Here is a 14,281-nt window from a genome sequence, read left to right on the forward strand (position 1 = left end):
CTCGCTGCCAGACGTCGGACAACCAAGAAAAATAGGGATTGGTCGCGCACACAAGTGCAAGACCCGACTATAGGTGATTCATCCATGAAGACGTTTACTGCTAAGCCGCAGTCCGTCCAGCGTGACTGGTTCGTCGTCGACGCAGCCGGCAAGACGCTGGGCCGTATGGCTACCGAAATTGCTCGTCGCCTGCGCGGCAAGCATAAAGCCGAGTACACTCCGCACGTTGATACTGGCGATTACATCGTCGTCATCAATGCCGAGAAAGTCGCTGTGACAGGTCGCAAGGCAGAAGCCAAGACCTACTACCGTCACACCGGTTACCCGGGCGGCCTGCGCTCCATGAACTTCAACCAGATGATCGAGCACAAGCCTGAGCGTGTGATCGAACTGGCTGTCAAGGGCATGCTGCCGAAGGGCCCGCTGGGTCGTGCCATGCAGTCCAAGCTGAAAGTCTATGCTGGCTCCGAGCATCCGCACGCTGCGCAGCAGCCGCAAGAACTGAACATCTGAGGGAAGCATCGCCATGACACAGCAGCACTACGGTACCGGGCGCCGCAAGACTTCTACCGCGCGCGTCTTCCTGAAGCCGGGCACCGGCAAAATCACCGTCAACCAGCGTGACCTGAACGACTACTTCGGTCGTGTGACAGGCCGCATGGTTGTCCGTCAGCCGCTCGAGCTGACCGAAACTACCGAACAGTTCGACGTCTACGTCACTGTTGCTGGTGGTGGTGGTTCTGCTCAAGCCGGCGCTATCCGTCACGGCATCACTCGTGCCCTGATGGCTTACAACGAAGACTTCCGTCCGGCCCTCCGCGCCGCCGGTTACGTCACTCGTGACGCCCGTGAAGTCGAGCGTAAGAAAGTCGGCCTGCGCAAGGCCCGTCGTCGTCCGCAGTTCTCCAAGCGTTAAGAGAACTCGCGTCGACCACAAGAACGTCCAGTGCCCGCAAGGGTGCTGGACGTTTTTTTTGCGGTCTCGCTGCACGATTGACGAAAGCGGCTTTGGTCAAGGTGGCTTTCTTGAGTTGTGAGCGCTCTGTTCTTGCCCTTTAATACAAGCAAGCATCAAGTGCTCGGCAAGTGGATGGCCCAGCATCAAGCGGTAGTGTTTGGGAGATAACAATAAAATGTCAGATCAAGCTGTGAACCGAGGGCGACGCCGCTTCCTCGTCAGCGCAACCACCGTGGTCGGGGCGGTAGGGGTGGTCGGTATCGCAACGCCCTTCCTGGCGTCCTGGCAGCCAAGTGCGCGTGCCCGTGCGGCAGGTGCGCCTGTCACGGCGGATATCTCGCGGCTGGCACCCGGCCAGCAGATGACCATCGAATGGCGCGGCAAACCGGTGTGGGTGGTGCGTCGCACCCCTGAGATGATCGCCGATATCCGCGCCATCCCCCCCGCAGAGCTGCAGGACCCCGAGTCTCTGCGCCCCCAGCAGCCCCCTTATGTCGATGCCGTGCTGCGTTCCATCAAGCCGGAATATGTGGTGTTGGTGGGTATCTGCACGCACCTGGGCTGCTCGCCTGGCTATCGTCCCGAGATCGGCGCGGCGGATCTCGGTGCGGACTGGCCGGGCGGCTATCTGTGTGCCTGTCATGGGTCCAAGTTCGATCTCGCCGGGCGAGTCTTCACCGGAGTGCCGGCGCCTTCGAATCTGGAGGTGCCGCCGCATCGCTACGAGAGTGAGCAGGTGCTGGTGGTGGGTGTCGACGAGGAGGCTGCCTGATGGGGAATCCAAACCGTGCCAAGGCGCCGCGCGGCATCATGCGCTGGATCGATGATCGCCTGCCGGCCACTCAGTTTCTGCAGGACCATCTGACCGGCTACTACGCGCCGAAGAACTTCAACTTTTTCTACTTCTTCGGCTCGCTGGCCTTGCTGGTGCTGGTCAATCAGATATTGACCGGCATCTGGCTGACGATGAGCTATACGCCGAGTGCCGAGGAGGCCTTTGCCTCCATCGAGTACATCATGCGCGATGTGGAGTACGGCTGGCTGATCCGTTACATGCATTCCACCGGCGCCTCGGCCTTCTTCGTGGTCATCTATCTGCACATGTTCCGTGGCCTGCTGTATGGCTCTTACCGTGCGCCTCGCGAGCTGGTCTGGATCTTCGGCATGTGCATCTATCTGGCGCTGATGGCCGAGGCCTTCATGGGCTATCTGCTGCCCTGGGGGCAGATGTCCTACTGGGGCGCGCAGGTGATCATCTCGCTGTTCACGGCGATTCCGGTCATCGGGGCAGATCTGGCGCAGATGATTCGTGGCGACTACCTGATCTCGGGAATCACCCTGAACCGCTTCTTTGCGCTGCATGTCATCGCCTTGCCGCTGGTGATCGTCGGGCTGGTAGTGCTACATCTGGTGGCGCTGCACGAGGTGGGCTCGAACAACCCCGATGGCATCGAGATCAAGGATCGGAAGGATGAGGCGGGGCAGCCGCTGGATGGCATTCCCTTCCATCCCTATTACACGGTGAAGGACCTCGTCGGCGTCGGCGTCTTCCTGTTCGTGTTCTGTGCGGTGATCTTCTACTTCCCCGAAGGCGGCGGCTACTTCCTGGAGACGCCGAACTTCGAGCCGGCCAATTCGCTCAAGACGCCCGAGCACATCGCGCCGGTGTGGTACTTCACGCCGTTCTACGCCATGTTGCGCGCGGTCAATTACCCGCTGTTCGGCGTGGATGCCAAGTTCTGGGGCGTGGTGGTCATGGGGCTGGCGATCGCCATCCTGTTCGTGCTGCCGTGGCTGGATCGCTCGGCGGTGCGCTCGATCCGCTACAAGGGCTGGTTGTCGCGTATCGCCATCGTCATCTTCGTGGTCAGTTTCGTGACGCTGGGCGTGCTGGGGGTGATGCCGCCCACGCAGGAGCGCACGATCATCGCGCAGCTGGCGACCGTGGCATATTTCGCCTTCTTCATATTGATGCCGCTGTATACGCGCTTCGAGACGACGCGAGCGGTGCCTGACAGGGTGACGGGCCGATGAGCGCGCTGATGGGTGGATCAAGGGAGTGGCTCAAACGCGGGCTGGCAGCAGGGTTGCTGGCCGTAGTGAGCCTGATGGGGTCGGGCATGGTGAGCGCGGCGAGCAGCGCGGTGCCGCTGGAGACGATGGAGCCGGATCTACACGATCAGCCCTCGCTGCAGCGAGGCATGCAGCTTTACACCAACTACTGCCTAGGCTGTCATAGTCTGCAGTATCAGCGTTACTCGCGTGCCGCAGAGGACCTGGGGATGCCCGAGGACCTGGTCGAGCAATATCTGATTCTCTCGCCAGCGCTCAAGATCAATGACACCATGCGCACGGGCATGCAGAAAGAAGACGCGGCCGGCTGGTTCGGCACGCCGCCACCGGATCTGTCGCTCGAGGCGCGTCTGCGCGGCACGGACTGGATCTACACCTATCTGAAGAGCTTCTATCGCGATGCGTCACGTCCGTGGGGCGTGAACAATGCGGTCTTCCCTCAGGTCGGCATGCCGCATGTGCTGGAGTCGCTGCAGGGTGTGCAGGAAAAGGTCTGTGGACAGAGTGACCTGGCGGTAGCGGGGGCGGAAATGGATCCCGACACGGGGCGTTATGCGTCCTGTGATATTCTAGAGATCACCCAGCCTGGCAGCATGACGGCAGGGGAATTCGATCAAGCGATGTGGGATCTGACCAATTTTCTGGCCTATGTCGGCGAGCCTTCGCGACTCAAGGCTGAGAGCATGGCCCCCAAGGTGTTAATATTCATTCTGATCTTTACCTTGCTGGCGTATCTTCTCAAGAAGGAATACTGGCGCGACATTCATTGATGGCCCCCGGGGCGGGGTCTCAGTGATAATGGCGAGCCGGCAGTGACGGGCGCGCGGCTGATCAGTCGCGCGCCCGCTTGCGTCGCCTTGAGGTGGCGCAGGCTGACCCTCTGGCAGGGCCCGTTGTGACAAGGGCAGGCCAGAGGAAACTTATCCCCGTTTGTCAGGCCAAAAGCTGACACGGGCATGTCTCGAACAGATGCGAGGACAGTTTCATGGGTGTTGTGGCCAAGCGTTCATCGATGACCTTCTACTCCGGTGGTGACGACCACTTCAGCCACCGTGTACGGATCGTGCTGGCCGAGAAGGGTGTGGCAGTCGATATCATTGATGTGGATGATGACAGCCGTCCGGCCGAACTGGCCGACCTGAACCCGTACAACAGTGTGCCGACGCTGCTGGATCGCGACCTGGTGCTCTACGAGTCCAAGGTCATGATGGAATATCTGGACGAGCGTTTCCCGCATCCGCCGCTGTTGCCGGTGTATCCGGTGGCGCGCGCCCAGAGCCGTCTGTGGATGCACCGCATCGAGCGCGAATGGGTGCCGATGATGGAAACCATCCAGACAGGCACCAAGAAGGAAGCCGACAAGGCGCGCAAGGAATTGCGTGAAAGCCTGATCGGCATTTCCCCGATCTTCGACGACATGCCGTTCTTCATGAGCGACGAGTTCTCGCTGGTGGACACCTGCATTGCCCCGATCCTGTGGCGCTTGCCGACACTGGGAATCGAGCTGCCGGAGAAGCAGGTCAAGCCGCTGCTGACCTACATGGAGCGGTTGTTCGGGCGTGATGCCTTCAAGGCGTCGCTGTCCGAGGCCGAGCGCGAAATGCGCATCTGATCCGTGCGTGATCCTTCGGTCACTGATCGATCGGTCACGCATTCGGGCTTTCGCCCTCGCTCATCAGTCTGTGGATGATGGATGTGAGCGATGTGCGGGGCGTTGGCCCGTTGGCGGAATGGACTTCGGTCGTCGCTGACACTCATTGCAGTTCAAGAGGTTCTCCCATGCTTTCCAGTCGCCCTTATCTGGCACGCGCACTCTACGAGTGGCTGCTGGATAACGACAATACGCCGTACATCGTGGTAGACGCCGAGCAGGAAGGTGTCCAGGTGCCGCGTCAACACGTCCAGAACGGCCAGATCGTGCTCAATATCGCACCCGGTGCGGTGCGTGATCTGTTGATCGCCAATGAAGGGGTCAGCTTCAATGCCCGCTTCGGTGGTCAGCCGATGCACGTCAGCGTGCCGACGGCGGCCCTGGTCGCGCTGTATTCGCGTGAAAACGGTGTCGGTATGGTCTTCGGTCACGAGCCGGTGATGCCGGGTGCCGATGAGATGACATTCGGTGAAGCCGCGCCAGATGCCGAGCCGGCCGCCGCAGCGCGCCCGACGCTGGCCAGTGTCGGTAGTGCGCCCGTCGAGGAAGAGGTGCCTGCCTCGGAATCAGCGGATGCGTCCGTCGAGACAGGCTCAGGCGCTGATGCCGAAGTCGCCGGTGAAGAGCAGGCGTCAGACTCGGCCAGCGACGAGCAGGGGGCTGATGACAATGATCAGCCCAAGCCGCCGCGCAAGGGGCGTCCTTCGCTGCGCGTGATCAAGTAGTCACGCCGGCAGGTGGGGGCGATGGATGAGGGTTGGCCATTGTCCGCCTGATGTCGCTTCTGTCATGAAAAATGCCCCGCAGGCTTCGGCCTGCGGGGCATTTTTCATTCTGGGCACTATTTAATCAGGGCACTATTTAATCAGGGCGCTTTTCGTTCATGTCAGGCATGCAAGCGCGCCGCCTCGGTCAGTCGAGGTACTCGAAGACCTTGGCGATACGCTGGATGCCGCCGACTTCAGAGACCTTGCTGACGATCTGGTCGGCTTCGGCGCGGGTCACGATACCCATCAGGTAGACACTGGCATTCTCGGTGAGTACCAGGATGCGACCGGAGTCGATGTTGGCATCCGCCGCCAGCGTGGCCTTGACGCGCGTGGTCAGCCAGGTGTCCTGCACGCGCTGGCTGGCCGGGGCATTGGCGCTGATTTCCAGCGCATTGTGCACCTGACGCACGCGACGCACATCCTTGGCGATGTCCGTGGCCTTCTGCTTCAGCTCGTCGCTGGCGACCTGGCCGGTCAGCAGCACCATGCCGTTGTAGGAGTTCACGTTGACGTGGGCATCATTGAAGCGGGCATCGGTCTTGCCGAGATTGACCTCGATCTTGGTCTCGATGCTCTCGTCTTCCACCTGGGCGCCCAGGGTGCGATCGCCATAGTCTTCGTCGATCGGGCCGCTGTTGGTCAGGTCGGCTACGGTGGTGCAGCCGGCTAGCGTCAGGAAGCCGGCGGTGGCCATGAGGGAAAGCAGGTTCTTGGGCGTCATGCCGTTTTCTCCTGGTGAATGCCGTGGGGCGCGCGGATTACTCGTTGCTGCCGAACAGCTGATGATCAATCAGGTCGCACAGGCAGTGGATGGCCAGCAGATGGACTTCCTGGATGCGTGCCGTAGAGGTGGCGGGAACACGAATCTCGCAGTCTTCACTGCCCAGCAGTGACGCCATGTCGCCACCGTCACGGCCGGTCAAGGCGACGACGCGCATGTCGCGGTCGTGAGCCGCCTGGATGGCCTGCACCACGTTGGCGGAGTTGCCGCTGGTGGAGATGGCGAGCAGGATGTCGCCGGGCTGACCCAGGGCGCGGATCTGCTTGGAGAACACCTCGTTGTAGCTGTAGTCGTTGGCGATGGACGTCAGCGTGGAGGTGTCGGTGGTCAGCGCGATGGCCGGCAGGCTCGGGCGCTCACGCTCGAAGCGGTTGAGCAGCTCGGAGGAGAAATGCTGGCTGTCGCCGGCGCTGCCGCCGTTGCCGCAGGCCAGGATCTTGCCGTCATTGACCAGGCTCTGGACCATCATCTGGCTGGCCGCTTCGATGAAGGGCGGCAGCACTTCGCTGGCGTAGGTCTTGGTGTCAATGCTGGCGTTGAAGTGGCCGAGAATACGCGATTGGAAATCCATGATGGCTCTTGGTCGTTGGCTTCAGAACGCTTCGAAGGCGTGGCGAATCCAGTGAATGGAACGAGGGGAGGTCCCCTCCACGCCTACCACGTCGAAGCGGCAGGAACATGATAGCCCGTGCTGGGCCAGATAAAAACGCGCGGCAGTGATCAGCCGGCGTTGCTTGGTATGGGTCACGCTTTCCAGTGCGCTGCCGAAGCGGGAGTTGGCCCGGTAGCGCACCTCGATGAAGACCAGGGTCTCGGCGTCACGCATGATCAGGTCGATCTCGCCGCCCTTGGCATGCTGGTTGCGCGTGACGGGTGTCAGGCCACGCGCTGCCAGCCATTGTTCTACCTCCGCCTCGATGACGGCGCCGCGCGCTCGGGCGCGACGCTGGGGAGGCGGGTGCGCCTTGCCAGAGGGCGAGTCGGCGCGTGTCATGTCAGGGTGTGTAGGCTTCGACGGTGCGGCTGTTGGCGCCTTTCAGTGGCGGACGCGGTACGCCACCTCTGAATTCAGCCCAGGGCAGCGTGCGCTCGATGCGGCCATCGTGGCGCGGGAAGAGGCTGCCGGTGGCGCCGAAGAGTTCGCCGCCTGCACCGGCCAGCATCAGCGGTACGCGCTGGGCCAGACGATAGGCATCGACCCCCATGGCGTTGAGCTTGAGCATGCGCGGTGAGGCGTCGGACAGGGCGCGGTAGGTGTCGACTTCCGGCAGGGACGCCTTGCCGCCAGAGGAGGCTTCCGGCACTTCCCAGGGGATGTCCACGAAGTCGACGCCATTGAGGTCGCCATCCTGATCGGGCTGCGGTGCGCCGTCATAGAGATGGGAGGTGCCGTAGATCGGCAGGTCGCCCGCGTAGTAGAAGTCCAGCATCGGCGGCACCTGACGCGCATAGCTCGGCAGCGCCAGCAGGAAGATCATGTCGATGTTGCCGGAATGGGCGCGGCCGTATTTGCTGCCGGATTTCTTGGCGGACTTCATGCGCGCCTGATCCTGGCTCGAGACCGACAGCAGGTCCTTGACGGCTGAGCTGACGGCGCCCTTGGGGTTGTAGCGCTCGACGGAGACGACGTCGCCGCCTTCCTGCTCGAAGCGGTCGCGGAAGGCGCTGTAGACGCGCTGGCCCCAAGCATTGTTGGGCACCAGCGCAGCGGCGCCGCGATGGCCATCAAGCGCGGCGCGCATGGCGACCTGGCGGGCTTCGTCCTCGGCTGACAGGCCGTACTGGAACAGGTTGTCGGCACGGTTGCTGTCATGGGTGCCGTAGTTGAGGGCCAGTGTCGGCAGCGGCAGGCTGTTCTGGGTCTCGAGCTGACTGACCAGCTTCTTGTCCAGCGGGCCGAGCACGACCTGGGCGCCATCCATGGTGGCACGGGCATACAGGGTCTTGAGGTCCGCGCTCGAGGTGTCATAGAAGCTCAGCTGCGGCGTGGCCTCGGCATTGTCGATGGCGCTGCGATGGCGCGCCTCGATGCCTTCACGGATGGCCTGGGCGATCCGCTTGAGCGAGCCGGACTCGGGCAGGAAGACGGCAATCTTGCGCACTTCCTGGCCGGAAAGCTCGCGCAGGTCGAGAATGCCCTGCGGCATCTGACGTGCGGCGGGATGCTGCGGGTTGGCGTCCGACCAGTCGTTGATGGCGGAGAACATCTGGTCGATGTTGCCACCGAAGCGACGCTGCAGGCGCAGCAGGTCCGTCCAGCCACTGGCGGTGGGGCTGGCACTGGCCAGCTCGTTGAGCTGACTGGGCGAGAGGCGCGTGAGTTGCTCCCACAGGGTGTCGTTGATGCTCAGGTCATCGCTGTCGGCCTGCAGGGCGATCAGGGTCTGGGCGCTGGCCAGGGGTTCGCCGACCATGCCGAGTGCCAGGCCGCGACGCTTGCGCAGCGTGCGCTGGTCATCGCCGGACATCTGGATGCCGTCCTCGAGTACCGAGGTGGCCAGGATCGTGTTCCAGCCGTCCTGCTGCTCAAGCGCGATACGCGACAGCAGCATGGCCCATTGCACGCGTTCCTGCGGCTCGAGGCTTGTTGGATCGATGTCGGATGAGATGGTGATCGCCTGCGCGTTGTCGCCGCTGCGTGCTAGGATGTCCGCAGCTTGCAGGCGCGTACTGGCCGCTTGCTGACCCTGTTGCTGCTCGGCCTGAGCGAGCAGGGCATCGGCCCCGGGGCCGCTGGAAAGCGGTGACTGTCCGGCACACCCTGCCAGCAGCAGGGCGGAGGCGGCGAGGCCCGCCAGCGTGCGCAGGCCGGAACGTGAACGGCGCGCGGCCTCCTGCCGGATGGCTGACGAAGTGCCCAGCGTATTGGCTGATGCACGATTCCATGTCTGGCGCATGTACGACGGTCCCTTGGCTGATGGGCGATGTGGTCAGGACTGCATCGCCGCCTACTGTGATGAAGGGTGAAAGGCATCATGGCACTCGGTCGATCAGGGCCACGCATGCAGCGTCCTTCGGATGAAATGTCCCAAGGCAATCTGCCTGTGTCTGACGACCATTTCTACCATTGAGTTCAACGAGTCGAAGCATTGAATGTCCGAGTCTTCTGAAGGCGTATTGTACGTGGTCGCCACGCCGATTGGTAACCTCGATGATCTCAGTCCCCGCGCCGCGCGGGTGCTGGGAGAAGTGGACCTGATCGCAGCCGAGGATACCCGCCACAGCGCGCGGTTGCTGCGTCACCTGGGCCTGGAAGTGCCCATGATGTCCCTGCACGATCACAATGAACGTGGTCGTGTCGACCAGCTGTGTCAGGCGCTGGAGGCAGGCCGACGCGTCGCGCTGGTCTCCGATGCCGGCACGCCGCTGATTTCCGATCCCGGCTTCATCGTCGTGCGCGCCCTGCGCGAGCGTGGCTTCAAGGTAGTGCCGCTGCCGGGGCCGTGCGCGTTGATCACCGCCCTCAGCGCGGCGGGTCTGCCGACGGATCGCTTCACCTTCGAAGGCTTTCTGGCCCACAAGGGTGGCCCGCGTCAGGCGCGCCTTGCCGCGCTGCGCGATGATAGCGCCACCCATGTGCTGTACGAGTCTCCGCACCGCATCCAGGCGCTGCTCGGCGATATCCGCGAGGTGCTGGGCGAGCGCCGGGTCGTGCTGGCCCGTGAGCTGACCAAGACCTTCGAGACCTTCCTCGATGGCACGGCGGCCGAGCTGCTGGCGCAGATGGACGCTGACAGTGATCAGACCCGCGGTGAGTTCGTGGTCATGATCGAAGGAGCGCCGGCACGTGACGGCGACGAGGCGGCCAGTGTCGAAGGCGACGCCCTGTTGCAGGTACTGTTCGAGGAGGGTGTCGGCGTCAAGCAGATGGCCGCCATCGCCACACGTCTGGTAGGCGGGCGCAAGAAAGCCTGGTATGCCAAGGCGCAAGCCATGAAGGACGCGGCAGAGGAATAAGCAAACCTCTGTCACGCCAGACTTTTTTGCCGCTGCCATTGTTCGGCCTGCACGGGCTTCGTCTTGTGAAAGGCCCATGACACTGGTAGTCTTGCGCGCTTGGGAGACGGCCAGACAGTCGCCGCCAGCGCAAGCTGGGGGAGGAAAGTCCGGGCTCCATAGGGCAAGGTGCCAGATAACGTCTGGGCGGCGCGAGCCGACGGCAAGTGCAGCAGAGAGAAGACCGCCTACGTCAGCTTCGGCTGACCGGTAAGGGTGAAAGGGTGCGGTAAGAGCGCACCGCGCGGCTGGTAACAGTTCGCGGCGAGGTAAACCCCACCTGGAGCAAGACCAAATAGGCCCCCTATGCTGCTGCCCGCAGTGGGGGCGGGTTGGTTGCTTGAGCCCTGAAGTGATTCAGGGCCTAGATGAATGACTGTCCACGACAAGACCCGGCTTATCGGCCATCTCCCGCCTTATAACGTCAGTGTGCTGCCAGCCTTCGCGATGCGAGCGATGGCAGCACACCTTGAATTCGCATGACCGGCGCCGTCCGCTGCGTGTTTCGTGAATGACCATTGCAGTTGGATGGCAACGAACACGCTGCCGTGACAGGCGCCGGTTGTCGGTTATGGCACTTGAATTCGTGTTTCAGCCGCTTGCCTGCTGCACGCAGGCGCTGTCTCCGCTCTTATGCTGTCGGTGTCCTTTGCCACCGGCTTTCACTGCTCGCATCGCGTGCCAAGGTCCAGAGTTTCGTCATGTCCAAGCCCAGCGCTCCTTCCGTTACCGAGTCTGCCGATACCGAGTCCGTCGAAGTGGCTGATCGCTTCGCGCATGTCAGTGTCATGCTCGATGGCGCGGTCGATGGCCTGATTCAGGACACGGCCGGCGTCTACTTCGACGGCACCTTCGGTCGCGGTGGCCATTCGCGTCTGATCTTGTCGCGTCTGGCGCCCGAGGGGCGTCTGATCGCCTGTGATCGTGACCCCCAGGCGCTGGCGGAAGCCGCGACCATCGATGATGAGCGCTTCAGTCTCCATGCCGGTGAATTCGCGCGTCTTGGCGAGTATGCCGAGCGTGAGGGCGTGCATGGCCAGCTGGATGGCATCCTGCTCGACATCGGCGTGTCATCCCCGCAGCTGGATGATGCCGAGCGTGGCTTCAGCTTCATGAATGATGGCCCGCTGGACATGCGCATGGACCCCACCAGTGGTGAGAGCGCCGCCGAGTGGCTGTCGCGTGCCAGTGCCGAGGACATGGCCTGGGTCTTCAAGACCTATGGTGAGGAGCGTTATGCCAAGCGTCTGGCACGCGCCGTGGTGGAGCGTCGCGCCGAGCGACCCATCATGCGCACCGGCGACTTCGCCAGCCTGATCAAAGATGCCCACCCCAACTGGGAGAAGCACAAGCACCCGGCGACGCGTGTCTTCCAGGCGATCCGCATTCACATCAATGGTGAGCTGGATGAGCTGACCCGCGCGCTGGATGCCGGCCTCGAGGCGCTCAAGCCCGGCGGTCGCCTGGTCGTGATCAGCTTCCACTCGCTGGAAGACCGCATCGTCAAGCGCTTCATGCGTGACAAGGCGCGGGGGGATCAGGCGCCGCGTGGCATGCCGATCCGCGAAGACCAGCTCAACAAGCGTCTCAAGCTGGTAGGCAAGGCGCAGAAGGCCTCGCAAAGCGAAGTCGATGCCAATGTCCGTTCGCGCAGTGCCGTGATGCGCATTGCCGAAAAGCTCAAATAGCGTCAGTGCTCCCTCTGGGGAATCGTGCCTCTTTCTGCGCCTGCCTACTGGCAGGCGCGCGCGCAAGTGGGCTGTGGTGAAAGGACGACACAAGTGTTGCCGTGCTGCAACTCTTAGCGGCTAACGCCACTTGCTGACATAATGCGCCGGGCGCTTCAAACAAGTGAGTGAACATCGCGCCTGTACGTTGGCAGTCTGCAAGGATATTCGTGATGCGGGGCATCACGTTCAGAGTGATTAGGGAGTCGGCATGGCGGGACGGAGACAGGATGGCTGGACGGGTAACTGGCCGATCAAGGTGCAGATGCGTTGGCGTCACCTGTGTTTCGCGGTGCTGATGCTCAGTCTGCTCGGCTCTGCCGCTGCTGTCGTGATCAGCTCCCACCTCTCGCGCGGCCAATATGCCCAGTTGCAGAAGCTGGAAGCGGCGCGCGATGATGCGCGTGCACGCTGGGGCCGCCTGTTGCTGGAAGAGAGTGCCTGGTCGGCACCGGCGCGTATCGAAAGCATCAGCATCGAGCGACTCGAGATGCGCGTCCCGGATGTCCACGATGTCGAGGTCATTCGCTGATGGCCACGCGTCGCCCGCCTTCGTCTCGCCCGCGCAACCCGCGCAAAGCCGCCGGCGCTGAGACGCCCGCTCGTACCAAGGCCGCAAGCGGTGCCCGCAAGAGCGCGCGCGCGGCCATGGGGCCTGCCCGCTATCGCATCATGCTCTTCATCGTGCTGGCCGGGCTTGTCGCTCTGGTCGGCCGCATCGGCTATCTCCAGCTCTTCGATCAGCAGTTCCTGCAGGATCAGGGCGACGCACGCACCCTGCGTGTCGACAGCATCAATGCTCACCGCGGCATGATCACCGATCGCACCGGTGAGCCGCTGGCGATCTCCACACCGGTCATCACCCTGTGGGCCGACCCGCGCAAGGTGCCCGACGACCCCGTGCGGCTGTCATTGCTGGCGCGCGCGCTGGGGCAGAAGCCGGATGATCTGATCGCACGTGTCCGCCGCTATCGTGATGCCGGCAAGGGCTTCATGTACATCAAGCGCCAGATGACCCCGCCGCAGGCTCAGCCTGCCATTGAGCTCGATATTCCGGGCGTCAGCCACAAGCAGGAATACAAGCGCTATTACCCCTCCGGAGAAGTCTCCGCCCAGTTGATCGGCGTGACCAACGTCGATGACAAGGGCCAGGAGGGGCTCGAGCTTGCCTACAATTCCTACCTTTCCGGGACGCCGGGCAAGCGACGCGTGCTCAAGGACCGCAAGGGGCGCCTGGTGCGCGACCTGCATCTGATCAGCGAAGCCAAGCCCGGTGGCGACCTGACACTCTCCATCGACCTGCGTCTGCAATACATGGCCTACCGTGAGCTCAAGGCGGCCGTGGCGGAGCACCGCGCCGATGGCGGCACCCTGGTGATGATGGACGCGCGCACCGGCGAAGTGCTGGCGATGGTCAATCAGAAGTCCTATAACCCGAACAACCGCGCCGGGCTTGATCCCGCCGGGCTGCGTAACCGCGCGATCACCGATGCCTTCGAGCCCGGCTCGGTGATGAAGCCGCTGTCGATGAGCGCCGGCCTTGCCTCCAGCAAGTATCAGCCGGACTCGGTGATCGATACCACGCCGGGTTACATGCGGGTCGATCAGTTCACCATTCGTGACTTCCGCAACTACGGCAAGCTCGACATGGCCGGCATTCTCTATCACTCCTCGAATATCGGCATGAGCCGCATGGCGCTGAGTCTCGAGGATGATGCGGTGTGGAATCGCTACTATGAGCTGGGCCTCGGTCAGGCGCCGGGCACCGGCTTCCCGGGCGAGACGACCGGCGTGCTGCCGCCACCGACCAACTGGTCGCGCAGCAAGCGGGCCTCCATCTCCTACGGTTACGGTATCAGCGTCTCGGCGCTGCAACTGGCCAGCGCCTACACCGCGCTCGCCAACGACGGCCGTCGTGTGCCGCCGTCGCTGCTCAAGGTCAAGACGCCGCCGGTGGGTGACCAGGTGATCTCATCGGACAACGCGCACGCCTTGCTCGGCATGATGGAGAAGATCGTGCAGCCCAACGGGCCTGCCAAGCGAGCGGTGGTCGAAGGCTATCGCATCGCCGGCAAGACCGGCACCGTGCGCAAGGTGACGGCCGGTGGCTATCAGAAGACCGCGTATCGTTCGTTGTTCGCGGGTGTGGCACCGGTGTCTGATCCGCGTATCGTGACCGTGGTGATGATCGAGAACCCCAAAGGGGAAGAATATTACGGCGGTCTGGTGGCGGCGCCCGTGTTCGGGCGCGTGGTGGGCAAGGCATTGCGCCTGCTGGATGTGCCGCCGGACAGCAAGGTCGGTGAGTAACGCTTTTCATGTGGC

15 protein-coding genes and 1 other RNA gene are annotated in these 14,281 nt (G+C 62.9%); 12 read left to right on the forward strand and 4 right to left on the reverse strand.

What is annotated here, in order from left to right:
- The first annotated feature begins 84 nt into the window (after positions 1–84).
- The 7 genes from rplM to H2O77_RS03565 all read left to right on the forward strand — a co-directional run bounded on the left by rplM (position 85) and on the right by H2O77_RS03565 (position 5,407).
- A complete protein-coding gene (rplM, locus tag H2O77_RS03535) occupies positions 85–513 on the forward strand; it encodes a 50S ribosomal protein L13 (protein ID WP_043332524.1) in 429 nt (142 codons plus the stop codon).
- 13 nt (positions 514–526) lie between these two features.
- Positions 527–916: a 30S ribosomal protein S9 gene (rpsI, locus tag H2O77_RS03540; protein ID WP_043332522.1), complete on the forward strand. Its 390-nt coding sequence runs from the start codon at positions 527–529 to the stop codon at positions 914–916.
- A gap of 217 nt (positions 917–1,133) precedes the next feature.
- Positions 1,134–1,730, forward strand: a complete 597-nt coding sequence (gene petA, locus H2O77_RS03545) for a ubiquinol-cytochrome c reductase iron-sulfur subunit (protein ID WP_043332520.1) — start codon at positions 1,134–1,136, stop codon at positions 1,728–1,730.
- Complete coding sequence (locus H2O77_RS03550) at positions 1,730–2,992, forward strand: cytochrome bc complex cytochrome b subunit (RefSeq protein ID WP_107335416.1); 1,263 nt, start codon at positions 1,730–1,732, stop codon at positions 2,990–2,992. Before petA ends, H2O77_RS03550 begins: the two co-directional genes overlap by 1 nt.
- On the forward strand, positions 2,989–3,801 hold the full coding sequence (locus H2O77_RS03555) for a cytochrome c1 (RefSeq protein ID WP_240548698.1): 813 nt from the start codon (positions 2,989–2,991) through the stop codon (positions 3,799–3,801). Before H2O77_RS03550 ends, H2O77_RS03555 begins: the two co-directional genes overlap by 4 nt.
- Positions 3,802–4,016: 215 nt before the next feature.
- Complete coding sequence (sspA, locus tag H2O77_RS03560; RefSeq protein WP_043332516.1) at positions 4,017–4,643, forward strand: stringent starvation protein SspA; 627 nt, start codon at positions 4,017–4,019, stop codon at positions 4,641–4,643.
- Between the two features lie 167 nt (positions 4,644–4,810).
- Positions 4,811–5,407 (forward strand): ClpXP protease specificity-enhancing factor, encoded by a 597-nt coding sequence (locus H2O77_RS03565; protein WP_215823919.1) that lies wholly within the window; start codon positions 4,811–4,813, stop codon positions 5,405–5,407.
- Between the two features lie 187 nt (positions 5,408–5,594).
- Here the strand turns inward: H2O77_RS03565 and H2O77_RS03570 are convergent, their stop codons facing one another.
- Genes H2O77_RS03570 through H2O77_RS03585 form a run of 4 tightly spaced genes read right to left on the reverse strand, consistent with a single transcriptional unit; the run spans position 5,595 to position 9,130 of the window.
- Positions 5,595–6,173 (reverse strand): BON domain-containing protein, encoded by a 579-nt coding sequence (locus H2O77_RS03570; RefSeq protein ID WP_054555092.1) that lies wholly within the window; start codon positions 6,171–6,173, stop codon positions 5,595–5,597.
- Positions 6,174–6,210: 37 nt separating this feature from the next.
- Positions 6,211–6,804, reverse strand: coding sequence for a phosphoheptose isomerase (locus H2O77_RS03575; RefSeq protein ID WP_043332512.1), 594 nt, complete (start codon positions 6,802–6,804; stop codon positions 6,211–6,213).
- A gap of 21 nt (positions 6,805–6,825) precedes the next feature.
- Positions 6,826–7,227 carry a YraN family protein gene (locus H2O77_RS03580; RefSeq protein ID WP_052384397.1) on the reverse strand — a complete coding sequence of 134 codons (402 nt, stop codon included), beginning with the start codon at positions 7,225–7,227 and terminating at the stop codon, positions 6,826–6,828.
- A gap of 1 nt (position 7,228) precedes the next feature.
- Positions 7,229–9,130, reverse strand: coding sequence for a penicillin-binding protein activator (locus H2O77_RS03585; protein ID WP_215823920.1), 1,902 nt, complete (start codon positions 9,128–9,130; stop codon positions 7,229–7,231).
- Positions 9,131–9,326: 196 nt separating this feature from the next.
- On the opposite strand from H2O77_RS03585, the gene rsmI reads away from it, so the two are divergent.
- From rsmI to H2O77_RS03610, 5 genes are all read left to right on the forward strand, one after another.
- Complete coding sequence (gene rsmI / locus H2O77_RS03590) at positions 9,327–10,190, forward strand: 16S rRNA (cytidine(1402)-2'-O)-methyltransferase (protein ID WP_043332510.1); 864 nt, start codon at positions 9,327–9,329, stop codon at positions 10,188–10,190.
- A 102-nt stretch (positions 10,191–10,292) separates the two neighbouring features.
- Positions 10,293–10,645: RNase P RNA component class A (rnpB, locus tag H2O77_RS03595), an RNA gene on the forward strand.
- Positions 10,646–10,930: 285 nt separating this feature from the next.
- Positions 10,931–11,917 (forward strand): 16S rRNA (cytosine(1402)-N(4))-methyltransferase RsmH, encoded by a 987-nt coding sequence (gene rsmH / locus H2O77_RS03600; protein WP_215823921.1) that lies wholly within the window; start codon positions 10,931–10,933, stop codon positions 11,915–11,917.
- A gap of 250 nt (positions 11,918–12,167) precedes the next feature.
- A complete protein-coding gene (gene ftsL / locus H2O77_RS03605; RefSeq protein ID WP_043332508.1) occupies positions 12,168–12,488 on the forward strand; it encodes a cell division protein FtsL in 321 nt (106 codons plus the stop codon).
- A 116-nt stretch (positions 12,489–12,604) separates the two neighbouring features.
- Positions 12,605–14,266: a penicillin-binding protein 2 gene (locus H2O77_RS03610; RefSeq protein ID WP_215824473.1), complete on the forward strand. Its 1,662-nt coding sequence runs from the start codon at positions 12,605–12,607 to the stop codon at positions 14,264–14,266.
- Positions 14,267–14,281: the final 15 nt, after the last annotated feature.

Origin of the sequence: Cobetia sp. 4B (genome assembly GCF_018831605.1) — a bacterium.
Lineage (GTDB): Bacteria > Pseudomonadota > Gammaproteobacteria > Pseudomonadales > Halomonadaceae > Cobetia > Cobetia amphilecti.